We start from the raw sequence: 25421 nt of genomic DNA, 5'->3' as shown, positions 1-25421 counted from the left end.
CACAGTCACCAGTCATAGGTCAGGCTGGACACCACCGTGCGCCCTTCGCCGTAGTAGCAATCCAGGTCGCTGGTGCACTGCGAGACATAGGTCTTGTTGGTGAGGTTCTGCACGTTCATCGCCAGTTTCACGCCTTTGAGCTTGAGCGGCGAGGTGCCCAGGTCGTAGTTCAGGCTGGCGTCGTAGACGCTGTACGACGGCACGCTGAACGCGCCTTCGTAATAGTCGCCCAGGCTTTGGCGCGCGTAGCGCACGCCCAGGCCGGCACCGAGGCCGGCGAGCGGAGTGTCTCCCAGTACGGTGTAGTTGACCCACATCGACGCCGTCAGCGGCGAGATGCCAGCGGGGTGGCGGCCTTGGCGACCTTCTTCGTCCTTGGTGTACTTGATGTCGTTGCGCGCGGCCGAGGCGATGATCTCCCAGGCGTCGCTGAGGGCGGCCTTGGCTTCCAGCTCTACGCCGCGTGAACGCATGGCGCCGCTCTGGGTGCTGAAGGTGTCGTTGGGGTTGGTGGTGATCACGTTTTCCTGGTCGAGCTGGTAGACCGCGACCTGCACAAAACTCTTCTGGCCCGGCGGCTGGTACTTCATGCCCACTTCATATTGCTTACCGGTGGAAGGGTCGAACGGTTTGCGCTGGGCGTCGGTGCCGGTCAGCGGCAGGAACGATTCGGAATAGCTGACAAAAGGCGCCAGGCCGTTATCGAACAGGTACACCAGGCCGGCGCGGCCGGTGAAGGCTTCGTCCTTGCTGGCGAAGCGGGTGCCTTGCAGCGGCTCCTTGTTCACCACGCTGGCCCAGTCATAACGCCCACCGAGCACCAAGGCCCACTTATCCAGTTTGATCTGGTCCTGCACATACAGGCCGGTCTGGCTCAGGGTCCGGTCCCAACGGTACGGTTGGCCAAAATTCAGGCGCTGGCCGTAGACCGGCTTGAACAGGTCGATTACCGGCGGGTTGCGGTCATACAGGCCATGAAACAGCGAGCCGGAGTGGTAGTAATCCAGGCCGACGATCACCGTATGGGACAACGCACCGGTATCGAATTCGGCCTGGGCGATGCTGTCCACGCCAAACACTTTGTTGTTCTGCGCCCAGTCCACCCCGAAGCGTTGCAGGTAGCGTTGGTCCTGCACACCGGTGGCCGGGTTGGCGACGAAGCGGTAGCCGTGCAGCGGTGCGGTGTAGCGGTCGTCCACCTCGGCGTAGCGCGCGTTCTGCTTGAGGGTCCAGGTGTCGTTGAGGCGATGGGAAATCTCGTAGCCCAGCACGTACTGCTCGCGGTTGTACTGGTTGACGCCGGGCTCGCCGATAAACACATCGCGCTTGATCTTGCCGTTGGGGTTGGCCCACAAGGTGCCGGACGCCGGCAACCCTTGGGCCTCGGGCACGCCCTTGTCCTTCTGGTATTGGGCGAACAGCGTCACACGGGTGTCGTCGTTGGGGCGCCAGGTGAGGCTGGGGGCGATGAACTGGCGTTTGTTCTCGACGTAGTTGATCTCGTCCTGTCCGTCGTTGGCCAGGCCGGTAAGGCGGTAGAGGAATTGCCCCTGTTCATCCAGCGGGCCGCTGAGGTCGATGGCCGCACTCTTGTGCTCGTAGGTGCCGGCTTCCAGCACCACTTGGTGCACCGGGGTTTCGCTGGGGCGCTTGCTGACCATATTGACGATACCGCCCGGCTGGTTCTGCCCGTACAGCACCGAGGCCGGGCCCTTAAGCACTTCGATGCGCTCCAGGGAGTAGGGCTCGATCTGCAGCGCTCCACCCGTGCTGCCGCCGCCGTAGGGCAGGTGCAAACCGTCAAGGTACAAGGGCGTGGGGGTGAAGCCGCGCGAGGTGGGTTCGTCGAACAACTTGACCCGGTCGGCAAAGCCACCGGCGGTCATGCCTGGGGTGTAGAGCAACGCCTGGGTGACACTTTGGGCGCCACGCGCCTTGATCTCGGCGGCGGTGATCACGTTGATGGTCTGGGGGATTTCCACCAATGCCGAATCGGTCTTGCTGCCGGACGCACTGCGCGTGGCGACAAGGCCGTCCACCGGGCCCCAGGCGCTTTCCTCGGCCTGCTGGGCGCTGATCTGCGTCGCGCCGAGCTGCAACGGCCCGGCGGATGGCATCGCCTGCAACGACCAACCGCCCTGGGCCTGCACCGCCACCAGGCCGCTGCCCGCCAGCAGCCGCTCCAGGCCGGACCCGACGCCATAGCTTCCCTGCAGGCCTGGGGTGCGCTTGCCTTGGGTAAGGGAGGCATCGACCGACAACAAGATGCCCGACGCACTCGCGAACTGGTTCAAGGCCTGATCGAGGCTACCCGCCGGGATGTTGTAGGCGCGCAGTGCTTCGGTGCGTTCTTCGGCATGCACCTGGGTCGGCAGCATCGGTACCGTCGCCAGCAGGCTGACAAACAGGCCACGGCGCAAGGCGCGGGCCAAGGGTTGGATTGGGTGGTGCGGCATTGCAGGACTCCCCGTGAGAACGCTTCTTGATTGGCTTTCAAGAGGTATCCCGAACGGAGCGCGCAAACCGACAAGACTCGGCAAAAATATTTTCAGACTCGCGCCTTGATCGTCACCCAGTAACGCGTCACTGCCCGCACCTGCACCGGCAATGAACGCTCCAGTGCCGCCAGGATTGCGTCGGTATCGTTCAGCGGAAACACGCCGGTCAGCAGCAGGCCGGCCACCGCCGGATCACAGCGCAACAGCCCCGGGCGGTAGCGACTCAGCCGCGCCACAAACTCACCCAGTGGCTGGCGCTCGGCGATCAGGCGATGCTCGGTCCAACTGCTGGCGTTGGCGTCCGTCGCCGGGAGCGCCGAGCTGTGGCGCTGGTCGAACCACAGGCTGTCGCCGGCATTCATCTGCACCGCCGGGCCATGCACCGGGGTGACCCGCACGCGGCCTTCATACAGGTCGACGCGGCTGCCGTCGGGCAGTTCGCGCACGGCAAAGCGGGTGCCCAGCGCCTGCACATCACCGGCCGCCGTTTCGACGATCAAAGGACGCATCGGGTCGTGGCCGCTGGTCAACAGGATCTCACCACGGATCAGGCGAATGCGCCGCTCGCTGGCGCTGAAACGCAGGTCCACTGCACTGTCGCTGTTGAGGTCCAGGCGCGTGCCGTCGCTGAGGGTCACGTGGCGAATCTCACCCGTGGTGGTGCGGTAGTCGGCAAAGGCTGCCTGCCAGGGTTCGCTGCGCTGCATCAGGTAGCCGCTGCCGCCCGCCACCAACAGCAGGCCGAGCAGTTTCAACGCGGCGCGGCGCTGGGTGTCCGGAGTGTCGCGCAACACTGCACGGGCGCTGTCGATGGGCACGCTGCCAAGGGTTTGTTGCAGGTGCTGCAGACGTTGCCAGGCGCGACGGTGTTCCGGATCCGCCGCCTGCCATTGCGCAAACGCCTGGTGTTGCTCGCCTTGCAGCTCGCCGCTCCAGTGCAGCATCAGCCATTCGCTGGCTTGCTCGACAATGGCCGGGGCGATGGGGGCGTCAGGCCTCATTCTGCGTACGCCACTTGGTAGCAGGCGACGATGGCGCGGGTCATGTACTTCTGCACCGAACTGACGGTAACGCCCAGGTGCTCGGCGATCTGCGCGTAGCTCAGGCCTTCGAACTGCGACAGCAGGAACGCGCGGCGTACGTTGTCGGGCATGCGGTCGAGCATGGCGTCGATCTGCATCAGGGTTTCGAGGATCAGCACGCGGGTCTCCAGGGACGGCGACTCGGGCTCGGGCAGGTGCGCAATGCTTTCCAGGTAAGCCCGCTCGATACGCAGGCGTCGCCATTGGTCGATCACCAGGTTGCGCGCGATCTGCACCAGGTAGCTGCGGCTTTCCTTGTCACCGGGGTAACGACCGGACACCAGCAGGCGCAGGAACGTGTCCTGCGCTACATCGGCGGCGTGTTCGCGGTCGCCCAGACGCTTGCGCAGCCAGCCTTGCAGCCAGCCGTGATGGTCGCGGTACAGGAGGTGAAGCTGTTGCTGGCCGTCAGTCGCGGTGTCCATGAAAAGCTCAGATACACTATTGAGAGCAATTATCATTACACCTTGTTTGACGGCTGGCAAAACTCTTTGTCAATCAGCGCCCGGCGGTTTGCAACGGATACACCGACTGCCACCCTCCCCCCAACGCCTTGTACAACCCCACCATCGCCAACGACACCCCGGTGGAACTCTCCACCCACTGCTCCTGCGTGGCCAGCAGCGCGCTTTGCACGGTGAGTACGTTGACGAAATCCACCACGCCTTCGACGTATTGGTGCTGTGCGGTGGTCAGCGCGATCTGGTTCTGGCGCACGGCTTCGGCGAGGCTGTCGCGGCGCAGTTGGCTGGCGTTGTAGCGGGTCAATTGGTCGTCGATTTCATGCCAGGCGCGCAGTACGGTTTGCTGGTAGGCCAGGGCCGCTTCCTGTTGCTGGGCTTCGCGCAGGTTCACCATGCCTTGCAGGCGTCCGCCGTTGAACAGCGGCAGGCTCAATTGCGGGCCGAAGGCAAACGCGCGGGAGCCCCAGGAGCCGAAATCCGACAGTTGCATGGCCTGGGAGCCGAGGTTGCCGGACAAGGTGATACGCGGGTAAAAGTCACCCTTGGCCACGCCGATGCTGGCGGTGGCGGCGTGCAGGCGCGCTTCGGCCTGGCGGATGTCGGGGCGGCGTTCGGCGAGTTCCGACGGCAGGCCGATGGCGACCTGGCGTTGGGTCTGCGGCACGGCAGCATCCTTGGACAATTGCGCGTGCAGGGCTTGCGGTGGCTCGCCCATCAGCAGGCTGAGGGCGTTGATCAACTGGTCCTGGCGTTGCTGTAAATCCGGCAGGCGCGCTTCGATGGCGGCAACCTGGGCGGCGGCTTCGGCGACGTCCAAGTCGGTGGCCACGCCATCGGCCAGGCGCAACTGCGAGAGCTTGAGGCTGTGGCGGGCGACGTCGAGGTTTTGCTCGGTCACCGCGCGGGTATTTTGCACGCCGCGCAGTTGGATGTAGTCCTGGGCAGTCTCGGCCAGCACCGATAACAGCACGGCGCGGCGATCGTTTTCGGCGACTTGCAGGGTGGCGTCGGCGGCTTCGGTTTCGCGTTTGACCCGGCCCCATAAGTCCAGCTCCCAAGACGCCGAGAAGCCCGCGTCCCATTGGTTGAACGCGGAACGGCCGTTTTCGCCGGAGGGGTCGTTCAAGCCTTTGCCGCTGTTGCGTTTGCGCTGGTAGGCACCCGTGGCGTCGACAGTGGGATAGCGCTCGGCGGTGGTCACCTGGCGCACGGCGCGGCTTTGTTGCAGGCGGCTGCTGGCCAGTTTCAGGTCGAGGTTATCGCTGAGCGCGCGGCGCGTGAGGGCCGACAGTTGCTCGTCGTGGAACACGTCCCACCAGCGCTCTTGCAGCGGCTCGCTGACCGCACGGCTGGCGGCTTGTCGGCCCTGAGGTTCGCTCCATTGCGTGGCTTGCGAAGTGTGTGGGCGCTGAAAATCCGGACCGACGCTGCAGGCGCTCAGGCTGATAACGCTCAGGGTGAGCCAGGCAAGGTGTCTCATTGCTGGGCCACCTCACGCTGCGGCGCGACCGGCTGGGTGTCGACGCTGGCTTCAACCGACATGCCGACCCGCAGGCGCTCGGTCAGCGGTTGGTTGGGTTCGAGGACAATCTTCACCGGGATACGCTGCACCACCTTGGTGAAGTTGCCGGTAGCGTTATCCGGTTTGACCGAGGCGAAAGTCACGCCCGTGGCCGGCGCGAGGCTCTCCAGGTGGCCGTTGAGCAGCTCGCCGTCGAGGCTGTCGACCCGCACCTGTACGGCCTGGCCGGCGTGCATATGGAAAAGCTGGGTTTCCTGAAAATTGGCGACCACGTAGGCCTCGGCCAACGGCACCACCGCGAGGATCTTGCTGCCCGGCGTCACATAAGCGCCGACCCGTACCGCGCGCTCACCAACCATGCCATCCACCGGCGCGACGATGCGCGTGTAGGACAGCTGATAGCTGGCCATTTCCAACGCGGCCTGGGCACGCTTGAGTCCACCTTCGGCCGCATCGCGCTGGGCGGTGAGGATCTCCACCTGCTTACGTTCGGCCGCCAGCACCGCAGTGGCGTTGGCCAGGCGCGCGTTGGCCTGGTCGATGCGGGTCTTGGCTTGCTGGGCGTTCTGCACGGTGCCCGCGCCCACGCCGGCAAGGTGGTTGTAGCGGTTCAGTTCGTGTTCGGCGAAGGCCACTTCGGCACGATCTGCCGCCACGGTGGCCTGGGCCTGGGCGATCACCGAGCTTTGGCGCTCCAGGGTCGCGGTGGCGTTTTTCAGCTGGGCCTGGGCGACCAGGGTGTCGGCGTCGGCGGCCTGGGCGGCGGCGCGAAAATCGCGGTCGTCGATCAGCGCCAGCAGTTGCCCGGCCTTGACGCGCTGGTTGTCTTCCACCAGCACTTCCTTGATAAAGCCCGCCACACGCGGCGCCACCAGGGTGAAGTCGGCGGCGACGAAGGCGTCGTTGGTGGTCTGCCGTTGGCTGCCGAGCAGGCCCGGCGCGACCAGATACACCAGTACGCCGACGGCAAATACGGCGATAACGGAGACGGCAATTTTGTCTTTGCGTTTCATGGGAAGTCCTTGTGGCTAGGTCGGTGCGCGAGGCGGAAAAATCCGCGTGGGCATCCAGAAAATCAGCAGGATCAACGCCACCGCGACAGCGGCCATGACGTAATAAAGATCCGAAGAAGTCAGCACCACGGCCTGCTCGTGGAGGCGGTGGGCCAGGCCCGGCGCATCGCCGTCGGCCAGCGGCGAGTTGCCCAAACGATCCACCAGCATGGTCGAGTGAAAGTGCAGGCGCTGGGTGGTCAGCGCATCCAGCACGCCGGTGGCAATCACGGCGGCCAGGCCTTTGACGGTGTTGAACCAGGCCGAGGCGAACGGCCCATCCGCCGGTTGAATGCTGCCGGTGGAGAGCATCAGCAGCGGCAACACGGCCATGGGCTGCCCGAAGATTTGCAGCAGGTACAGGCCGCAGAAATCGTCGCGAATCCATGCCGAGGTCAGGTGCGCGCTGCCCACGCAACACAGCACCAGCATGCCCAGCCCGATCCCCAGCACCCAGCGGCAATCGACCCAGCGCAGGTTGCACAACGCGGCCACCAACGGCAGCGCGATCAATTGCGGCAGCGCCATCAGCAGCATCACCGGCGCGGTTTGCAGGGGGCGATAACCCTGGACCTGGGCGAGGAAACTGGAGGGGATGATGATCACCGAGGTCAGCACCATCAGCACGCCCGCCAGCACGATCAGGGCAAACGCCAGGTTGCGCAGGCCGAGCATCTGCAACTTGAAAAACGGCATCGGGTGCGACCATTCATTGAACATGAACAGCACCAGCAGCACGCTGCCGCCGCACAGCAGGAAGGTGATCAGGCCCGACTCGAACCAGTCCAGGCGATTGCCCTGCAGAATGCCGATCACCAGCATGCAGATCGCCGGAAACCCCAGCAGCAGGCCGCGCCAATTGAACTGCTTGAAGCGCTCCAGGCGCAGCGGGTCTTGCGGCAAGCCGTAGGCCACGGCGGCCATCGCCAGCAGGCACGGTCCGACGATCTGCCAGAACGCCCACTGCCAGCCGACGTATTCAGTCCACAGCGCCGCCAACGGCGTGCCGAGGCTCGGCCCGAACGTGGCGGTAAGTGCGTAGCCGGCCAGGCCATACAGCTTGACGTTGGCCGGCAGGAAGCGCAGCGCGACGGTCATCAGCATCGGCGGCAATGCGCCGCCCGCCAGGCCCTGGACGGTACGCAGCAACAGCAGGCTTTCGTAGTTCGGCGCAAACGGGCAAAGGATCCCGAGCACGGTGAACAGGCCGATGGCGCACAGGGTGAAGCGCCGCAGGGAAAACGTCACCGAACACCAGGGCGCAAAGGCCATGGCCGACACGGAGGTAGCCGTGTACGCGGCGACCAGCCAGGTGCCTTCGTCGAAACCGATGTACAGCGCACCGCGAATATCCGCGAGGGCCACCTTGGTGACCATCTCGTTGAGACCGGACACCAGCACCGCCAGCAACACGCCAACCAGGCCGATGATGATGCGCGGGCCAAATACAGGCGGGGTGATGGCGGTGGGTTTGGCTGCGGCCGCAAGGGTGGGGGCAGCGAGGGAAGTCATGAACAGGTAACTCGGAATTAGAAATACCCGAGCAGTTTAATCAGGCACATGCATGACAAAAAGTTACATGTTGGCAGGATATAAGTGCGCCAGACGCAATCCTAAATTCACTATAGAACCCTTGTGGGAGGGGGCTTGCTCCCGATTGCGGTGGATTAGATAGAAAATCTGAGTCTGACACACAGCAATCGGGAGCAAGCCCCCTCCCACATTTTGACCGTGCATGGCTTGTAAATCAGGTTGGTTGAGCTTCCAGCCAAGTGGCGTGGCAGCTCTCACGCATCGTCTCGCGCAGCCATTTATGGGCGGGGTCTTTGTCGAAGCGCGGGTGCCAGGATTGGGCCAGGACCAGGGTCGGTAAGGAGATCGGCAGCGGGAACGCGCGCAGCGGCAGCTTCAGGCGATTGGCGCTGTAGAGCGCCTCTTTGGGCACCGGCAGAATCAGGTCGGAGTCGGGCAACATGAACATTGCGCCGTGAAATCCCGGGGCAATCATCGCCACGCGCCGCTCCAGGCCCTGGGCATTCAGTGCGGTGTCGATCGGCCCACGGGCGATGCCGCGTCGCGAGATGCTGATATGGGAATAGCTGGCGAAGCGCGCGGCGGTGATCTCTTCGTCAAACAACGGATGGTCCTCCCGCGCGAGGCCCACGAAGGTGGTGGAAAACAGGTTCTGCACCTTCACTTCCGGGGTGACCGGCATGGTGTTGCTCACGCGCAGATCCAGCCGCCCTTCACGCAGCGCTTCGTCGTCGGTGTCGCCTTCGGGCACGAAACACAGCTCGCACAGTGGCGCCATGCGCTCCATGGTGTCGAACAGACGGCCGCCATATACGCCGATGAAAAAGTCATTGGCGCGCACGCTGAAGCGACGGCGCAGGGTGCTCAGGTCAACCTGGTCCGCCGAGCGAAACAGCAACGCGGCCTGCTCCACCACGTTGCGCACCTGGCCTTGCAGCTCCAGGGCCTTGGGCGTCGGCACGAGGCCACGGCCGGCGCGCACCAGGATCGGATCGCCCACCGCTTCGCGGATGCGCGTGAGGGTGCGGCTCATGGCCGCCGGGCTGAGGTTCATCCGCCGCGCGGCACCGACCACGCTGCCCTCGTCGAGCAAGGCGTCGAGGGCGACCAGCAGGTTCATGTCGGGTAGTTGCATGCCAAGCACTCGTGATCAGTCGGGAGTGAGCTGGCCGCAATCGTAGCAGGGTGGGTGTATCAGCGCTGCATACCCCAGCGCTTCACGGTGAGCCGCTCGAAGGTGTCGAACACCAGGTTTTCCACGAGCAGGCCGATCAGGATCACCACCGCCAGCCCTGCGAATACCTTGTCGGTGTACAGCTCGTTGCGGTTCTGGAAGATGTACCAGCCCAGGCCCCCTTTGCCGCTGGTCGCACCGAATACCAGCTCGGCGGCGATCAGGGTACGCCAGGCGAAGGCCCAACCGATTTTCAGGCCGGCGAGGATCGACGGCAGTGCCGCCGGAATCAGGATGAACAGCACAAAGCGCATGCCCTTGAGGCCATAGTTGCGCCCCGCCATGCGCAGGGTTTCGGACACGCCGAGGAACCCTGAATACGTGTTGAGCGCCAGCGCCCACAACACCGAATGCACCAGCACGAAGATCAGACTGTTCTGGCCCAGGCCAAACCACAGCAGCGCCAGGGGCAACAACGCAATGGCCGGCAGCGGGTTGAACATCGAGGTCAGGGTGCTCAACAGGTCACGGCCCAGTTGCGTCGACACCGCCAGGGTGGTCAGGGCAAACGCCAGCACGATGCCGATCAGGTAGCCCTTGATCAGCACCACCAGCGAGATACTCACCTTGCTCAGCAGTTCGCCACTGAGCAGGCCGTCGTAGAGCGCGTGAAAGGTCTGCAGGAAACTCGGCAGCAGCAGGTCGTTATTCTGGTAGCGCGCAACGGCTTCCCAGAGGATCGCGAGCACGATCAGGATCAGGCCCTTGCGCAGCCAGCCTTGCTGCCACAGGCGTTGGCGCAGGGGCAGTTCGCGTTCAACGGGGACGCTGAGCAGCGGCTCAAGGGTGATTTCGTATTCCTGGCGCATTGGGTTGTCCCCTTAGTAAGCGATGCGGATATCGGCGAAACCCAACTCACGTTCGGCCTCGGGCGCTTCATCGAACAGCAGGCGATGAATCCGCCGCGCCGACGCCTGGAACTCCACGCCACCGAGGCTGTGCAAGTCGTATTGATGGCTGTGGATTTCCGCGCGCACGCGCCCCGGGTGCGGCGACAGCAACAGGATGCGATTGCCCACCACCAGCGCTTCTTCGATGGAGTGGGTGACAAACAGCAGGGTGAAGCGCACTTCTTCCCAGAGCAGCAGCAATTCTTCCTGCATCTTGCGCCGGGTCAGCGCGTCGAGGGCGGCGAAGGGTTCGTCCATCAGCAGGATTTTCGGCTGCATGGCCAGGGCGCGGGCGATGGCCACGCGGGCTTTCATACCGCCGGAAAGGGTGTGCGGGTAAGCGTCGGCAAAGGCGCTGAGGCCGACTTTGTCGAGGTAGTGCAGGGCCCGCTCTTCGGCTTCGCGACGCGGTAAGGTTTTCGACGCCAGCAGCGGAAACATCACGTTCTGCTTGACGGTTTTCCACGGCGGCAACTGATCGAACTCCTGGAACACCACGATGCGGTCCGGGCCCGGCTGTTCGACCTTTTGCCCCAGCAGGCGGATCTCGCCTTCGCAGGGTTTGATAAACCCGGCAATGGACTTGAGCAGCGTGGATTTGCCGCAACCCGATGGGCCGAGCAACACGTAGCGATCCGCCGGGTCGATCTCGAAACTGACTTGGTGAGTGGCCCGCACCACGCGCTCGGGGGTGCGGTATTCCAGGCTGACGTTATCCACCGCCAGCAATGGCAAAGGGGTTTGCAGGTTGCTGGCCGTGTGGCCTTGCAAGGGCGCGTTCATCTCAACTTCCTTGCAGGGGCTTGGCGTCCTGGAAGAAGTAGTCCTTCCACGATTCAGGCTTGTTTTTGATGGCGCCGATGCGGTAGAGGAATTCCGCCAGCGGGTAGGTGTTTTTCGGCGTGACACTGAATTCGAACTGCGGGTTATCGATGATTTTCAGCAACTCGGCGCGGTCGATCTTGGCCTTGGTGACGCGGATGTAGGTGTCAGCCGCAGCGCCTTTATCGTTCTGGGCGAACTGTGCGGCTTCAGTCAATGCTTCGACAAATGCCTTGTAGGTTTTCGGGTTGTCGTTGCGGAATTTTTCGGTGGCGAACAGTACCGTTGGCGAGTTCGGCCCCAGCAGGTCGTAGGTGTTCAGCACCACATGCACGTTAGGGTTGGCCAGGGCCTGGTCCTGGAACGGCGGGTTGGAAAAGTGCCCGGTCAGTTCGGTGCCGCCGGCGATCAGGGCAGCCGTGGCATCAGGGTGCGGGACGGCGACGGTGTACTTGTCGAGGCGATTGAATTCCTTGTCGCCCCATTGCTTGGCGGCGGCGTATTGCAGGAAGCGCGACTGCACCGACACGCCCACCGCGGGCACGGCGATACGGTCCTTGTCGGTGAAATCGGCAATGGTCTTGACCTTGGGATTGTTACTCACCAGGTAGTAGGGGAAGTTGCCCAGGGAGGCCACGGCCTTGACGTTCTGCTTGCCGCGGGTGCGGTCCCAGATGGTCAGCAGCGGGCCGACGCCGGCACCGGCGATATCGATAGAGCCGGAGAGCAGTGCGTCGTTGACCGCCGCGCCCCCGGACAGTTGGGTCCAGTCGACCTTGATGTCGATGCCTTCCTGCTTGCCGTATTTTTCGATCAGGTTCTGGTCGCGTACCACGTTAAGCAACAGGTAGACGATGCCGAACTGTTCGGCAATGCGGATCTCGCCTTCGGCCTGTGCGGCCGCCGGAGCGACCAGGCTGCCGGCCAACAGGCTGATACCCAGGCCAACGGTCGCGGCCAGCCGTGCAAATGGAATGTTCCTGGACATGGTCATGCTCCGAATCAGAAAGGCGCGTCGCCCTGGATGGTGGTGCGAAACAGCTTGCGGCGCAGATGGCTCGGGCAACCGGCGGCCAGGTGGATCAACGAGCGGTTGTCCCAGAACACCAGATCGTGGGGCTGCCATTGGTGGCGGTAGATGTTGTGCGGCAAAACGCTGTGGGCGTAGAGCTGGGCGAGCAGGTCGCGACTTTCGTCTTCCGGCAGGCCGACGATGCGGGTGGTGAAGCCTTCACTGACGAACAACGCCCTGCGGCCGTTTTCCGGGTGAGTGCGCACGATCGGGTGAACCACTTCCGCGACTTGGGCCAGCTGCTCAGGCGTCAACGTCGGGCGCCAGTTGCCTTCGAATTTGGTTTCGCTATAGCGCGCGGTGTAAGAGTGCGCGGCACTGCGGCCTTCAACGGCTTTGCGCAGGTGCTCGGGCAGTTGGTCCCAGGCTTTGTGCATGTCGGCAAACAGGGTGTCGCCGCCTTCGGACGGCAGCTCCTGGGCATGCAGCATCGAGCCCAGGCTTGGCAGCTCTTTATAGGACAGGTCCGAGTGCCAGAATTTTCCTGCATCTCCCAGACCGATGGATTGGCCGTTTTCGATGATGTTGGAGACGATCAGGATTTCCGGGTGGTTGGCCAGCAGGAACTGCTTGAGCACGTGGATCTGCAGCACGCCAAAGCGGCGGCTGAAAGCGATCTGTTGTTCGGGGGTGATGCGCTGGTCGCGGAACACCACCACGTGGTGGTCCAGGTGCGCGCGGTGAATGCGGGCGAAATCCTGGTCGCTGACTGGCCGGGACAAGTCCAGGCCGACAATCTCGGCACCGACGCTGCCGGGCAGTGGTCGAATCTCGAACGCCTGGGCGGCAAGGGTCGCTGTTGGAACAGTAGAGGTGGCGGACATGAGGTCACTCCCGATCAATCAGGAGAGTGACTTTATAGGTATAAGAACGGCAATTTAAATACCGTTAAAGAATATCTATATGCGGGAATGTCGCAACATGGCATTGGCGTGTCAGACCTCGCAAAGCCTGAGCGTGGGCCGCCGGAATCAAGTGTTGAAACGCTTACAAGCCGAAACCCTGCTCGTTTGACAAGCTTATGGGCAGCCTCTAGTGTGCATTGGATCCAATTAGCCACCACCCTTCTAAAAAGGAGGATAGCGTAACCGTGACGCAGAAGCCGAACCCTTTGAACAGCATCAAGATCAGCGGCCCTATTCCCGCCCATCTTGCTCGCTCCGTGATTGAAGAAACCTTGCGTAATGCCATCCTCGATGGCCGATTGCCCTGCGGTACCGCCATGCGTCAGCAGGAGCTGGCCAGCCTGTTCGGCGTCAGCCGCATGCCGGTGCGTGAAGCCTTGCGCCAGCTGGAGGCCCAGTCACTGCTGCATGTGGTCACCCACAAGGGCGCCGTGGTTGCACCGTTAATCGATGATAATTCGGCTGAGACCTATGGGCTGCGAATGTTGCTGGAGTCTGAAGCCCTGCGCTTGTCGATTCCTCTGCTGACTGACGCCGATATCGCCGAGGCAAACACTTTCATCTGTGCCCTGGAACAGGAAAAAGACTACACAGAGATTGGCCGTCTCAATCGCCTGTTTCACATGACCCTGTATAGCAAGGCTCCCAACCAGCGGCTGCTCAAGTTGGTGGAGCACGGGTTGAACGAGGAGGAGCGCTTCCTGCGTTTCAACCTTGAAGCGATGGGGCTGGGCGAGACCTCACAGGAAGACCACCGCGAACTGCTGAACCTGGTGGCACAGAAGAAAGTCCAGGAAAGCATCCTGACGCTGCGCAATCACTTGATGCGCGGGATGGAAGTGATCACAACCTATTTAAATGACCTCGACGCCCGCGCAAAGAAGGCGCCCTGACAAAGTCCAGGTCTCGTCTTGCCCCTCCAGCTCTGCGGGGGGCCCTACCTGATCGGGTAGCGCCGCGCGTCTAAGAAACTTCCCACTCTTATAAAGCAACTTGCCGACAGCTTATATTATTTAGAAAAACATCTAATGCATTCATATACTCGCCAACTTGTTTGACCCGCCTATTATCTTTCATTACTAAACCAGACACTTAATTCGACCGTGCAGCCCCACTTGCATGAGCACTCGTGCGCGCCAAGCCTGGTTTACATCTTTTTATCTCCTTGCCGCTGACAAACGCCTAATGCTGTTTTAGCGGCAGACGCAATAACTTATAGGCATCAACCATGTATCAACCTTTACTTGAGCAAAGAAAACTGCTGTTGTGCAGCCATCCGTTATTTCTGGAAATAACTTCGCTGGGCAAGTTACAACTATTTATGGAGAACCATGTGTTCGCTGTTTGGGACTTCATGACCCTCACCAAACGCCTGCAACAGGACTTGACCTGTACTCGCTTGCCCTGGCTGCCACCGGCCGACCCGCAAGCTGCGCGCCTGATCAATGAGATAGTGCTGGGTGAAGAATCAGACTCACACCCCAACAGGCAAGGCCATTGCAGCCACTTCGAGTTGTACCTGGAAGCCATGGTCGAAGTCGGCGCCAGCACTTCAGCGATACACCGTTTCGTTGCACTGCAACAGCAAGGCATGGACGCAAGCACTGCCCTGCGCATGGCCGATGTTCCGGCTGGCGCAGCACGCTTCGTGAACGACACACTGCAGATTGCGCTGAACGCCCCGACCCACTGCGTAGCAGCCGCCTTCCTTCACGGTCGCGAGCGTGTCATCCCGAGTATGTTCGAACACCTCCTGCAACCGGATACGCTCATCCATCGCCAGGCCCCCACCTTGTGTGGCTACTTCGAACGCCACATCGAACTGGACACTGAGCATCATGGGCCAGCAGCAGAGCACCTGCTCGAACGCCTCGTGGGTGCAGATCCGACTTACCCGCAAGAGGCCCACGACGCCGCCCTTGCCGCGGTAGAAAGCCGTATCACGTTGTGGGACGAGGTGCGTGCCGCGCTGCAAGAGGTGCACCCATGAATACGGCTGGCTACACCCCCATCGCCGACGACTGGGAACGCCGCGCTACCATCCGGACCCGGCCTCGCCGCTTGTTGGAAAACGACGACAAGCTGATCTATCCACTGTGCCGTCAACCCTTGGTACTCAGCGCGAGCTTCGTGGAACATTGCCCGCAATGGCGCGACTTCGTGCTGGTGCAAAGCTTCTACAAATTCATCAACGACGTGGTTATTTTCGAAACCGAAATCGTCGACAAGACTGCGCGCAGTATTGCCAAGAATCACTTCTCGCTGCCCTTCCCCCTCGCCTGTCGCGTGGATGCGATGACGGTCGTGGTGGACGAGGACTACCACGCCTTGGTGGCACTGGATTTCATGCAACAGACTGTCGCCATGACAGGCATCCAACCGCTCGACCTGCCCGGGCATATCGAACTGAGTCGCGCGCTGCCGGCGGCCCAGGCGCAGGCGCCTGCACATCTAAGCGATGCGGTGGAACTGATTGGCGTGGCCATCGCTGAAAACACCGTCACTCACGATGTAGCAGCATTTTCCAGGGACAGCAGTGTCAAGGCCTCTATACGCGGCCTGATGGACGACCACTTGTTTGACGAAGGTCGTCACGCGCTGTTCTGGACGCGGCTGGTGCGCCTCTATTGGCAAGCCGCAAGCCCGGATGACCGTGACAGCATCGCTCGCGTACTGCCAACATTCCTGGCGCATTATCTGACCAACGACCTGCAGAAAAACTTCGACCTGCGGCTGATCGAACACCTCGACATCAGCGACCGCCTGCGCGGTGTGCTGCGCGATGAAGTATCGGCACTGGCGTTCCCCATCACCCGCCAGCACCCGTTGATGGGCAATATCATGGGCTTCCTGCAACGCAGCGGCTTGCTGCAAACGCCGAGCGTGGCGCAGGCACTGAACGACTACCTGCCGGTGTCGCCATGAGGTGCCTGACAATCGGCTGGTGCGGCACAAGCCAGGCTCTTGGCGCAATCAGGCCAATGTTGGAACAGTACGGTCATGTGTCGGCGGATGAAGCCGTCGACCTTTGGATTGAAGACGGCAGCCTACCGTTGCCCGATGACGTGGGCGACACCACCTGTATAAGCCTGCGCCTGGGGGTTGGCCCGTTAACCGACTGCGGGTTACCCATGCTGCAATTGCGCGCCTATGATCATGACCGGCGTTTGTCTGCGGTACTGGACATCGCCGCAGAGCCCAGTGGTAATGGCCAGCGACTGCGTCAACGGGCAACCGAGGCGCTGGTGGATTGGGTCGCGCTCCTCGTCAGTGGCTTTTCACGTGACCCCGAGTCTCTGTTTACGAGCGCGGTTGCCACTGACTGGCCCGAGCACGACCTGCATGGGCTTGAGCCATTGGCATTCATGCATCGATTCAACCATACGACGGACCCCGATCTGATCCGCGAATCCCAGGTGCCGGTGATCGAACGGGTGCAGGCCAGCCTTCATCTGTTCGCCGAACGGCCAGCGCTGAACATTGCTGGGGATTGCGCGACCTACCACCAACTGCACCTGCAGGCCATGGCGATTCAACAGCGATTGCGCCCGCTGGTGGGGGGGCTTGAGGTGCCAGCGGTGATCGGCGTGTGCCTGGAAAAATCCATGGCGTTATATGCCAGTATTCTTGCCGTAATGGGCTGTGGTGCGGTGTACCTGCCACTGGGATCTGATCAGCCCGCACAACGCCATCGGGTCATGCTCGAAAACGCCGGGGCCAGCGTATTGCTGGATGCAGGCCAACATCCATTAAGGGAGCGTTTCATTTCTTTGGATGTGAGCACAGTCGAGCCGTGCAGCGCCAATCCGGCATCCTCGTTGATGCACAATCGCCCCTGCTCGGATATGCCGTGCATGGTGCTCTATACATCGGGCAGTACGGGTCAGCCCAAGGGTGTGCTGCTGAGCCAAGGTAACCTGGCGCATTTCACGGCCTGGTTCGGGTCCTGCATGGCGCAAGATGAACAGAGCCGCGTGCTGCAGTTTTCGCCCTTGGGTTTCGACTCGTCATTGATCGACATCTTTCCCGCCCTGATTGCCGGCGCCGAGTTGATCGTGCCCAGTGAAGAACAGCGGCGCGACCCTGGGCAACTGGTGGAGTTGCTCCGCCGACAACGCGTCACTCATGCCTTCCTGCCGCCCGCGCTGCTTAATATCCTGCCGCTGGATCAGCCCCTGGGCGTGACGCATCTGCTCACCGGCGGCGATGCCTGCGAACCCCATGTAATCGAGCGGCTGGCCGGCCAGTGTCAGTTGCACAACCTCTATGGCCCTACAGAAACCACAGTCCTGATTACACACCGGACGTTCGCCCTCGATGACAACAATCGCAACGTCGGCCACCCCATCGGCAACAGCCAGGTGCTGATCCTCGATGACGATCTGCAACCGGTGGATGAAGCGGTGATGGGCGAGTTGTACATCATCGGGCCCGGCGTGAGCCTGGGATATGTGAATGCGCCACAGCAGGCTAACAGCCCGTTCGTCGAACTGTTGGTGCCGGGCGGCCAGAGGCTGAAGGCCTATCGTAGCGGGGACCTGGCGCAGTGGACGGCCAAGGGAATTTTGCTCGGTGGGCGTCGCGACGATCAGGTCAAGATCCGCGGCTTTCGAGTCGACCCTCAGGAGATTGAGCAGTATCTGCGTAACAGCCGGCTGTATCGCGAATTGGCAGTGGTGATCGACCGTGAGAGCCGGATCTGTGCTTTTGTCGCCCAACCTGAACATAACGCCACGTTGGTGACCCTTCAGCAACATGCGCGCCAGTGGCTACCGGACTACATGCAACCCGGTTTCTGGGTGGAACTGCCAGGCATGCCGCGCTCCAACAATGGCAAAGTCGACCGCAAGGCGCTGCTGGCATTGCCCTTGCGGCCCATATTGCACACCACTCCCCGGGCAGCACAGACACCGCTTCAAGCGCAGTTGAGCGGCTTGTGGGGCGAGTTGCTGGGGGTGCCTGCGAGCCAGTTGTCCATCGATGAAAGCTTCTTCGCACTGGGCGGCCATTCGATTTTGTTGTCGACGCTGTTGCTGCGGGTTCGAGAACAATGCGGCCGTAGTTTCGCCTTGAGCCATTTCATTGAAGTACCGACGATTCGTACGCTCGCAACGCTGATGGAGGATGGTGAACTGCCCGACGCATCCTCTGCCCAAGCGTTTCTGGACGCTCAACGGGAGTGGGAGCTCAATCCGTTGCAAGCAGACTGCGCTGGCAATCCGCACAAGGTGATCGTGACAGGGGCGAACAGCTTCGTCGGCGTGCATGTTGTCGAAGCGTTGCTGGCCGCTGGAGCCATCGAGGTGGCGTGCCTGGTGCGTGAGTTACCGGGGCTCCCTGCAATTACACGCTTTGCCCAGGCGTTGCGTGAATACCATCTGGAACATTTGGACTTGAGCCGGGTACGGGTATTTGCCGCCGACATCAGCTTGCCCCGATTGGGTTTGGCAAGCGACGTGTATGACGCACTCGCCGCAGACTTCGGCGTGCTGGTGCACAACGCCGCGCGGGTCAATCACGTCATGGATTACGCCGCACTGGCAAGGGACAACGTCGACCCCATTTTCGAATGCCTGCGCTTGTGTGAAACCCGCTGCAAGAAGGTCTTCAACTTTATCTCGACATTGTCTGCCTCCAGTAGCATCGACACGTTGGGGCATGTGCTCGAAGCCCCGGCTGCGGCGACTCTGCCGCTGTACATCCGCAATGGCTACAACCTGTCCAAGTGGGTAGCCGAGCGGGTGCTGGGACGGGCAGTTGAGCAAGGTGCCTGGGTGAACATCCATCGCCCTGGAAATATCAGCTTCAACAGCGGTAACGGGGTCTGCCAGCCACAGAAGAATCGCCTGATGCTGATGCTCAAGGGGTCACTGCAATTGGGCATGCTGCCTCGGTTGGATCTGAATTTCGACCTGATGCCCGTGGACTTTCTGGCTCGCTTCATCGCGTTCCACTGCACTCGCTTTCAAGCCGATAGAAGCGTATTCAACCTGCACAACCCACAACCATTGAGCTGGGAGCACTACCTGGATGCATTCAATCGGGCAGGCCACCGGTTCGAACGGGTAAGTGCTGCGCATTGGCAGCGGGCGCTGCGAACGGTAAGCCAGGACAATGCGATGTTTGGCGTACTCGGGTTTTACCTTGATCGACTGGATGAGGACATCGGTGACACTTCGACGATCCTCCATGACAACGCGCAACGCGGCGTTGAGCTGATGGGGGAGCAGTACCCCGAAAAAGATCCGGCACTGCTGAGTAAAGGTTGCAACTACCTCAAGGCCATCGGCTTTCTTTGAACCGCTTCAGGACAACGTTATGAAACCGCTGCAACCCGATACGTTGATTCATAACCCGAACGGCCAGCCGATAGTGTCCTCTGTGGTGATCGACTGCCCTGCTACCCGTCTGTGGGACGTAGTGGGGCAGTTTGCAAGCTTCGATGCGTTCATCCCTTCCCTGACGCATATCGAAATGACCGGTACTGGTGTGGGCGCTTTGCGCACCAAATTTTTCCGCGATGGCAACCGCGTGGTGGAACAGCTCAATAGCCGGGATGAGCACGCGATGCACATGACCTGGACTACGATCTACAACACTCTGGGAGTGGCAAGGTTGTGGGCGGCAATCCAAGTAGAGGCTCTTGGAGCGCATTGCTCCCAGGTAACCTGGACCATTATTGCCGACCCTGTAGACCCGGCACAGGCAGGATTTGATCAGTTTGTGCAGGGTTTCACCGACGACGCGCTGGACAATGTTCGCCGTTTGCTGGGTAAGCAGTAGGAGCGAACCGGCTCGCTCCTACTCACACGCTCAGCGGGTCAGATCTTGAAGCTATCGACCAGTTGCTTCAACCGATTGGCCTGTTGCGACAGGGCATCACAGTCTTTCAGGGTTTCGTTGAGGTTAGTCACGCCCTGTTGGTTCAGCAGGTTGATCTGGTTGATGTCGACGTTGAGGGTTTCCACCACGGCAGTCTGTTCCTCGGTCGCCGCAGCGACGGACTGGTTCATGCCGTCGATCTCAACAATTCGCTGCGTTACGCTGACCAGGCGTTCACCGGCCTGGTTAGCCACCTGGACGCTTTCTTCGCTGGAGGTCTGGCTGGCATTCATGGTTGTCACTGCCTCACGCGAACCCACTTGCAGCGAAGTGATCATTTTATGAATCTCTTCCGCCGACTCCTGGGTACGGTGAGCCAGGTTACGCACCTCATCGGCGACCACCGCAAACCCGCGTCCTGCTTCCCCGGCACGTGCCGCTTCGATCGCAGCGTTGAGTGCGAGCAAGTTGGTTTGCTGAGAGATGCCTTTAATCACATCGAGGATGTGGCCGATATTGTCGGTGCTGGCGTTCAGGGTTTCGATCTGGGTGCAGGAGAGGCTGATCTTCTGCGACAGCTCCGACATGGCCAGGATGGTTTGCTCGACCACCTTACGCCCATCATCGGCCTGCTCGCTGGCACCACTGGCGTGCTGTGATGCATCTGCGGCGTTACGTGCGATTTCCTGGGTAGCAGCCCCCAGTTCGTTGATAGCGGCGGCCACGCTGTTGGTGCGCGCACTCTGCTCGTCAGAGCCAATGATCGAGGCGTTGGATGAAGCCATCACACGCTGAGACAAATCATGCACTTGGCGTGTTGCAGAAGACACTTCGGAAATCGAGGCGTGGATACGCTCCACAAATCGGTTGAACGCACTGCCCACTTCACCGAACTCGTCTTTACTGGTGACCGTCAAGCGACGGGTCAGGTCGCCTTCACCCTGGGCGATGTCCTGCATGGCAATGCCCATGGTGGTCAAAGGCCGCAGCAACACTTGAATCAACAGGCTCAAGAGCACGGCAATCGCGACTACGGCGATCAACATGGCAATCAATGCCGACGTACGGAATTTACCAAGCGGTGCGTAAGCTTTGTCTTTATCGATCGACAGGCCAATGTACCAATCTGCCCCGGGCAAGCCGCTGATAGGCGTGAACGACAGAATACGATCCTGCCCCTTGAGGACTACCTCCTGGTTAACTTTCTCGATGCGGACGTTAGTACCTGGGTAGATGTCCTTGAGGTTTTTCATCACCTGATCTTCGTCAGGGCTGACGATGACTTGACCGTCGCCGCTGACCAGAAACGCATGGCCGATGCCGCCGAAGTCTACCGAATTGATAATCTTCACCAGGGTTTGCAGGCTCAGATCACCACCGACCACACCGAGTAGCTCGCCGTTCTTTTTCACCGGCATAGCAATAGTTACGATCTGCCCACCCACTGCGGCCATGTAGGGCGGCGTGAGCATGGGTTTATCGGCAGCGACTGCTTGTTTGTACCAGGGACGCTGGCGAGGATCGTAGCCGTCAGGCATTTTTGCGTCCGGGCGCTGGGTGAACACACCGTTGGTTTGACCTACGTAGGTGAACTGGAAGTTTGAGGTGAACGCCGGTTGATCGACCAACCCTGGCAGGTCAGCGCTACTACCCTGGTGGGCAACGTTTTGCGTCAGACTTTCGAGCACCAGTATTCGACCACTGAGCCAGTTCTGCACACTGCTGGCGGTGAGCTCACCGGATTGTTGGATAGACGACTCCAGATTCTGTTTGATGGTGCTGCGCTGCAGATAATCGTTGTAAAGAGTAAATAACGCGAAGGCTAGAACCACAACGCCTGACGCGGCCAACAGAATTTTATGACTGAACTTGAGATTCATTTCATCGACTTCTTTTTGCCAAAGGGGGATGAGCGTGCCGAGTGGAACATTCCATGTAACGGTATAGGCAGCCTAATGGGCAGCTCTATTTCGGTGCACGCATGGCTCATAAGGCTTTCGGCTAAGCAGAAGGAAAACTTAGGGGATTGTGGGATGAATCTTCTTTTTACGTAGGAAGCCCGACCGAAGGTTGTCGTACAAGCCTTAGGAGTAAACATTTCTTCCTTTAAACGGTGCGATGATTTTTCATTGATGCCTGCGCGCGCCCGGGGGCTATGACCCGTATTTTTGGAGTTCGGTTGGCGTATCTGCTGTTAAATTTCGGCGCTTGTTCTCCAAACCCTCTAAACGACAAAACCCCTGGCTGCGTTAGCAGACAGGGGTTTTGGAATTTGATCTTGACGATGACCTACTCTCACATGGGGAAACCCCACACTACCATCGGCGATGCATCGTTTCACTGCTGAGTTCGGGATGGGATCAGGTGGTTCCAATGCTCTATGGTCGTCAAGAAATTCTGTGTACCGGTGCGTTACGTTTGTAACGTGCCGATGAAATTCATGTACTTCTACAAAAACAAAACCCCATCTGCTTTCGCAAATGGGGTTTCGGAATTTAATCTTGACGATGACCTACTCTCACATGGGGAAACCCCACACTACCATCGGCGATGCATCGTTTCACTGCTGAGTTCGGGATGGGATCAGGTGGTTCCAATGCTCTATGGTCGTCAAGAAATTCGGGTACTGAGTCGCGGCCAGTTGGCCTCGCTTCAGCAAATTGGGTATGTGACAGCTGTCGGTGTTTTGTGAGCATCGAACTTTCGGTTCATTGCGTCTTCACACACCGCAATCTGATGCTCTTTCGAGTAGTCAAATTGCTTGGGTGTTATATGGTCAAGCCTCACGGGCAATTAGTATTGGTTAGCTCAACGCCTCACAGCGCTTACACACCCAACCTATCAACGTCGTAGTCTTCGACGGCCCTTCAGGGGACTCAAGGTCCCAGTGAGATCTCATCTTGAGGCTAGTTTCCCGCTTAGATGCTTTCAGCGGTTATCTATTCCGAACATAGCTACCCGGCAATGCCACTGGCGTGACAACCGGAACACCAGAGGTTCGTCCACTCCGGTCCTCTCGTACTAGGAGCAGCCCCTCTCAAATCTCAAACGTCCACGGCAGATAGGGACCGAACTGTCTCACGACGTTCTAAACCCAGCTCGCGTACCACTTTAAATGGCGAACAGCCATACCCTTGGGACCGGCTTCAGCCCCAGGATGTGATGAGCCGACATCGAGGTGCCAAACACCGCCGTCGATATGAACTCTTGGGCGGTATCAGCCTGTTATCCCCGGAGTACCTTTTATCCGTTGAGCGATGGCCCTTCCATACAGAACCACCGGATCACTAAGACCTACTTTCGTACCTGCTCGACGTGTCTGTCTCGCAGTCAAGCGCGCTTTTGCCTTTATACTCTACGACCGATTTCCGACCGGTCTGAGCGCACCTTCGTACTCCTCCGTTACTCTTTAGGAGGAGACCGCCCCAGTCAAACTACCCACCATACACTGTCCTCGATCCGGATAACGGACCTGAGTTAGAACCTCAAAGTTGCCAGGGTGGTATTTCAAGGTTGGCTCCACGCAGACTGGCGTCCACGCTTCAAAGCCTCCCACCTATCCTACACAAGCAAATTCAAAGTCCAGTGCAAAGCTATAGTAAAGGTTCACGGGGTCTTTCCGTCTAGCCGCGGATACACTGCATCTTCACAGCGATTTCAATTTCACTGAGTCTCGGGTGGAGACAGCGCCGCCATCGTTACGCCATTCGTGCAGGTCGGAACTTACCCGACAAGGAATTTCGCTACCTTAGGACCGTTATAGTTACGGCCGCCGTTTACCGGGGCTTCGATCAAGAGCTTCGCGTTAGCTAACCCCATCAATTAACCTTCCGGCACCGGGCAGGCGTCACACCCTATACGTCCACTTTCGTGTTTGCAGAGTGCTGTGTTTTTAATAAACAGTCGCAGCGGCCTGGTATCTTCGACCGGCATGAGCTTACGGAGCAAGTCCTTCACCCTCACCGGCGCACCTTCTCCCGAAGTTACGGTGCCATTTTGCCTAGTTCCTTCACCCGAGTTCTCTCAAGCGCCTTGGTATTCTCTACCCAACCACCTGTGTCGGTTTGGGGTACGGTTCCTGGTTACCTGAAGCTTAGAAGCTTTTCTTGGAAGCATGGCATCAACCACTTCGTTAACTAAAAGTTAACTCGTCATCAGCTCTCGGCCTTAAGATCCCGGATTTACCTAAGATCTCAGCCTACCACCTTAAACTTGGACAACCAACGCCAAGCTGGCCTAGCCTTCTCCGTCCCTCCATCGCAATAACCAGAAGTACAGGAATATTAACCTGTTTTCCATCGACTACGCTTTTCAGCCTCGCCTTAGGGACCGACTAACCCTGCGTCGATTAACGTTGCGCAGGAAACCTTGGTCTTTCGGCGTGGGTGTTTTTCACACCCATTATCGTTACTCATGTCAGCATTCGCACTTCTGATACCTCCAGCAAGCTTCTCAACTCACCTTCACAGGCTTACAGAACGCTCCTCTACCGCATCACTTACGTGATACCCGTAGCTTCGGTGTATGGTTTGAGCCCCGTTACATCTTCCGCGCAGGCCGACTCGACTAGTGAGCTATTACGCTTTCTTTAAAGGGTGGCTGCTTCTAAGCCAACCTCCTAGCTGTCTAAGCCTTCCCACATCGTTTCCCACTTAACCATAACTTTGGGACCTTAGCTGACGGTCTGGGTTGTTTCCCTTTTCACGACGGACGTTAGCACCCGCCGTGTGTCTCCCATGCTCGGCACTTGTAGGTATTCGGAGTTTGCATCGGTTTGGTAAGTCGGGATGACCCCCTAGCCGAAACAGTGCTCTACCCCCTACAGTGATACATGAGGCGCTACCTAAATAGCTTTCGAGGAGAACCAGCTATCTCCGAGCTTGATTAGCCTTTCACTCCGATCCACAGGTCATCCGCTAACTTTTCAACGGTAGTCGGTTCGGTCCTCCAGTTAGTGTTACCCAACCTTCAACCTGCCCATGGATAGATCGCCCGGTTTCGGGTCTATTCCCAGCGACTAGACGCCCTATTAAGACTCGCTTTCGCTACGCCTCCCCTATTCGGTTAAGCTCGCCACTGAAAATAAGTCGCTGACCCATTATACAAAAGGTACGCAGTCACCCAACAAAGTGGGCTCCCACTGCTTGTACGCATACGGTTTCAGGATCTATTTCACTCCCCTCTCCGGGGTTCTTTTCGCCTTTCCCTCACGGTACTAGTTCACTATCGGTCAGTCAGTAGTATTTAGCCTTGGAGGATGGTCCCCCCATATTCAGACAAAGTTTCTCGTGCTCCGTCCTACTCGATTTCATGACTAAGAGATTTTCGCGTACAGGGCTATCACCCACTATGGCCGCACTTTCCAGAGCGTTCCGCTAATCTCAAAGCCACTTAAGGGCTAGTCCCCGTTCGCTCGCCACTACTAAGGGAATCTCGGTTGATTTCTTTTCCTCAGGGTACTTAGATGTTTCAGTTCCCCTGGTTCGCCTCTTGCACCTATGTATTCAGTACAAGATAACCATCTT

Annotated in this window: 17 protein-coding genes and 3 rRNA genes; 5 read left to right on the top strand and 15 right to left on the bottom strand. The window is 59.8% G+C overall.

Annotated elements, in window-relative coordinates:
* Window positions 1-5 precede the first annotated feature (5 nt).
* The 11 genes from AD670_RS22500 to AD670_RS22450 form a co-directional block, all read right to left on the bottom strand.
* The gene (locus tag AD670_RS22500; RefSeq protein ID WP_053137539.1) at window positions 6-2456 is read right to left on the bottom strand and encodes a TonB-dependent siderophore receptor; all 2451 of its coding nucleotides are present in this window, start codon (window positions 2454-2456) and stop codon (window positions 6-8) included.
* Window positions 2457-2548: 92 nt separating this feature from the next.
* Window positions 2549-3499: a FecR domain-containing protein gene (locus tag AD670_RS22495; protein ID WP_053137536.1), complete on the bottom strand. Its 951-nt coding sequence runs from the start codon at window positions 3497-3499 to the stop codon at window positions 2549-2551.
* The gene (locus AD670_RS22490) at window positions 3496-4005 is read right to left on the bottom strand and encodes a sigma-70 family RNA polymerase sigma factor (protein ID WP_053137533.1); all 510 of its coding nucleotides are present in this window, start codon (window positions 4003-4005) and stop codon (window positions 3496-3498) included. The genes AD670_RS22495 and AD670_RS22490 overlap by 4 nt, the downstream gene beginning before the upstream one ends.
* A gap of 73 nt (window positions 4006-4078) precedes the next feature.
* Complete coding sequence (locus tag AD670_RS22485; RefSeq protein WP_053137530.1) at window positions 4079-5524, bottom strand: efflux transporter outer membrane subunit; 1446 nt, start codon at window positions 5522-5524, stop codon at window positions 4079-4081.
* Complete coding sequence (locus AD670_RS22480; RefSeq protein WP_053137527.1) at window positions 5521-6579, bottom strand: HlyD family secretion protein; 1059 nt, start codon at window positions 6577-6579, stop codon at window positions 5521-5523. Before AD670_RS22480 ends, AD670_RS22485 begins: the two co-directional genes overlap by 4 nt.
* A 15-nt stretch (window positions 6580-6594) precedes the next feature.
* A complete protein-coding gene (locus AD670_RS22475) occupies window positions 6595-8130 on the bottom strand; it encodes an MFS transporter (protein ID WP_053137524.1) in 1536 nt (511 codons plus the stop codon).
* Between the two features lie 235 nt (window positions 8131-8365).
* A complete protein-coding gene (locus AD670_RS22470) occupies window positions 8366-9286 on the bottom strand; it encodes a LysR family transcriptional regulator (RefSeq protein ID WP_053137521.1) in 921 nt (306 codons plus the stop codon).
* Window positions 9287-9345: 59 nt separating this feature from the next.
* Window positions 9346-10194, bottom strand: coding sequence for an ABC transporter permease (locus AD670_RS22465; RefSeq protein ID WP_012721565.1), 849 nt, complete (start codon window positions 10192-10194; stop codon window positions 9346-9348).
* 12 nt (window positions 10195-10206) lie between these two features.
* Window positions 10207-11058 carry an ABC transporter ATP-binding protein gene (locus AD670_RS22460; RefSeq protein ID WP_053137518.1) on the bottom strand — a complete coding sequence of 284 codons (852 nt, stop codon included), beginning with the start codon at window positions 11056-11058 and terminating at the stop codon, window positions 10207-10209.
* A 1-nt stretch (window position 11059) separates the two neighbouring features.
* Window positions 11060-12085: an ABC transporter substrate-binding protein gene (locus AD670_RS22455; protein WP_053137515.1), complete on the bottom strand. Its 1026-nt coding sequence runs from the start codon at window positions 12083-12085 to the stop codon at window positions 11060-11062.
* Window positions 12086-12099: 14 nt separating this feature from the next.
* A complete protein-coding gene (locus AD670_RS22450; RefSeq protein WP_053137512.1) occupies window positions 12100-12993 on the bottom strand; it encodes a TauD/TfdA family dioxygenase in 894 nt (297 codons plus the stop codon).
* A gap of 266 nt (window positions 12994-13259) precedes the next feature.
* Here AD670_RS22450 and AD670_RS22445 point away from each other — a divergent pair, with 266 nt between their 5' ends.
* The 5 genes from AD670_RS22445 (at window position 13260) to AD670_RS22425 (ending at window position 19857) form a co-directional block, all read left to right on the top strand.
* A complete protein-coding gene (locus tag AD670_RS22445; protein ID WP_053137511.1) occupies window positions 13260-13967 on the top strand; it encodes a GntR family transcriptional regulator in 708 nt (235 codons plus the stop codon).
* A 335-nt stretch (window positions 13968-14302) separates the two neighbouring features.
* A complete protein-coding gene (locus AD670_RS22440; protein ID WP_053137508.1) occupies window positions 14303-15064 on the top strand; it encodes a DUF3050 domain-containing protein in 762 nt (253 codons plus the stop codon).
* The gene (locus AD670_RS22435) at window positions 15061-15999 is read left to right on the top strand and encodes a diiron oxygenase (protein ID WP_053137505.1); all 939 of its coding nucleotides are present in this window, start codon (window positions 15061-15063) and stop codon (window positions 15997-15999) included. The genes AD670_RS22440 and AD670_RS22435 overlap by 4 nt, the downstream gene beginning before the upstream one ends.
* A complete protein-coding gene (locus tag AD670_RS22430; RefSeq protein WP_053137502.1) occupies window positions 15996-19373 on the top strand; it encodes an amino acid adenylation domain-containing protein in 3378 nt (1125 codons plus the stop codon). Before AD670_RS22435 ends, AD670_RS22430 begins: the two co-directional genes overlap by 4 nt.
* Window positions 19374-19392: 19 nt before the next feature.
* Window positions 19393-19857 carry an SRPBCC family protein gene (locus tag AD670_RS22425; RefSeq protein WP_053137498.1) on the top strand — a complete coding sequence of 155 codons (465 nt, stop codon included), beginning with the start codon at window positions 19393-19395 and terminating at the stop codon, window positions 19855-19857.
* A 38-nt stretch (window positions 19858-19895) separates the two neighbouring features.
* On the opposite strand, the gene AD670_RS22420 is transcribed toward AD670_RS22425, so the two are convergent.
* From AD670_RS22420 to AD670_RS22405, 4 genes are all read right to left on the bottom strand, one after another.
* Window positions 19896-21776 carry a methyl-accepting chemotaxis protein gene (locus AD670_RS22420; protein ID WP_053137495.1) on the bottom strand — a complete coding sequence of 627 codons (1881 nt, stop codon included), beginning with the start codon at window positions 21774-21776 and terminating at the stop codon, window positions 19896-19898.
* 396 nt (window positions 21777-22172) lie between these two features.
* A 5S ribosomal RNA gene (gene rrf / locus AD670_RS22415) occupies window positions 22173-22288 on the bottom strand.
* A gap of 107 nt (window positions 22289-22395) precedes the next feature.
* Window positions 22396-22511: ribosomal RNA gene (rrf, locus tag AD670_RS22410) — 5S ribosomal RNA — on the bottom strand.
* A gap of 157 nt (window positions 22512-22668) precedes the next feature.
* Window positions 22669-25421, bottom strand: a 23S ribosomal RNA gene (locus AD670_RS22405); the annotation flags it as partial.

Origin of the sequence: Pseudomonas sp. MIACH (genome assembly GCF_001269925.1) — a bacterium.
Lineage (GTDB): Bacteria > Pseudomonadota > Gammaproteobacteria > Pseudomonadales > Pseudomonadaceae > Aquipseudomonas.
The sequence above is the reverse complement of the archived record's forward strand: the minus strand, read 5'-3'. Positions and strand labels throughout refer to the sequence as shown.

Coding starts and splice junctions, on each gene's coding strand:
- AD670_RS22440 (WP_053137508.1), top strand. CDS start 14,303: ATGTATCAACCTTTACTTGAGCAAAGAAAACTGCTGTTGTGCAGCCAT.
- AD670_RS22460 (WP_053137518.1), bottom strand. CDS start 11,058: ATGAACGCGCCCTTGCAAGGCCACACGGCCAGCAACCTGCAAACCCCT.
- AD670_RS22480 (WP_053137527.1), bottom strand. CDS start 6,579: ATGAAACGCAAAGACAAAATTGCCGTCTCCGTTATCGCCGTATTTGCC.
- AD670_RS22465 (WP_012721565.1), bottom strand. CDS start 10,194: ATGCGCCAGGAATACGAAATCACCCTTGAGCCGCTGCTCAGCGTCCCC.
- AD670_RS22495 (WP_053137536.1), bottom strand. CDS start 3,499: ATGAGGCCTGACGCCCCCATCGCCCCGGCCATTGTCGAGCAAGCCAGC.
- AD670_RS22475 (WP_053137524.1), bottom strand. CDS start 8,130: ATGACTTCCCTCGCTGCCCCCACCCTTGCGGCCGCAGCCAAACCCACC.
- AD670_RS22455 (WP_053137515.1), bottom strand. CDS start 12,085: ATGTCCAGGAACATTCCATTTGCACGGCTGGCCGCGACCGTTGGCCTG.
- AD670_RS22500 (WP_053137539.1), bottom strand. CDS start 2,456: ATGCCGCACCACCCAATCCAACCCTTGGCCCGCGCCTTGCGCCGTGGC.
- AD670_RS22435 (WP_053137505.1), top strand. CDS start 15,061: ATGAATACGGCTGGCTACACCCCCATCGCCGACGACTGGGAACGCCGC.
- AD670_RS22450 (WP_053137512.1), bottom strand. CDS start 12,993: ATGTCCGCCACCTCTACTGTTCCAACAGCGACCCTTGCCGCCCAGGCG.
- AD670_RS22485 (WP_053137530.1), bottom strand. CDS start 5,524: ATGAGACACCTTGCCTGGCTCACCCTGAGCGTTATCAGCCTGAGCGCC.
- AD670_RS22490 (WP_053137533.1), bottom strand. CDS start 4,005: ATGGACACCGCGACTGACGGCCAGCAACAGCTTCACCTCCTGTACCGC.
- AD670_RS22470 (WP_053137521.1), bottom strand. CDS start 9,286: ATGCAACTACCCGACATGAACCTGCTGGTCGCCCTCGACGCCTTGCTC.
- AD670_RS22425 (WP_053137498.1), top strand. CDS start 19,393: ATGAAACCGCTGCAACCCGATACGTTGATTCATAACCCGAACGGCCAG.
- AD670_RS22420 (WP_053137495.1), bottom strand. CDS start 21,776: ATGAATCTCAAGTTCAGTCATAAAATTCTGTTGGCCGCGTCAGGCGTT.
- AD670_RS22430 (WP_053137502.1), top strand. CDS start 15,996: ATGAGGTGCCTGACAATCGGCTGGTGCGGCACAAGCCAGGCTCTTGGC.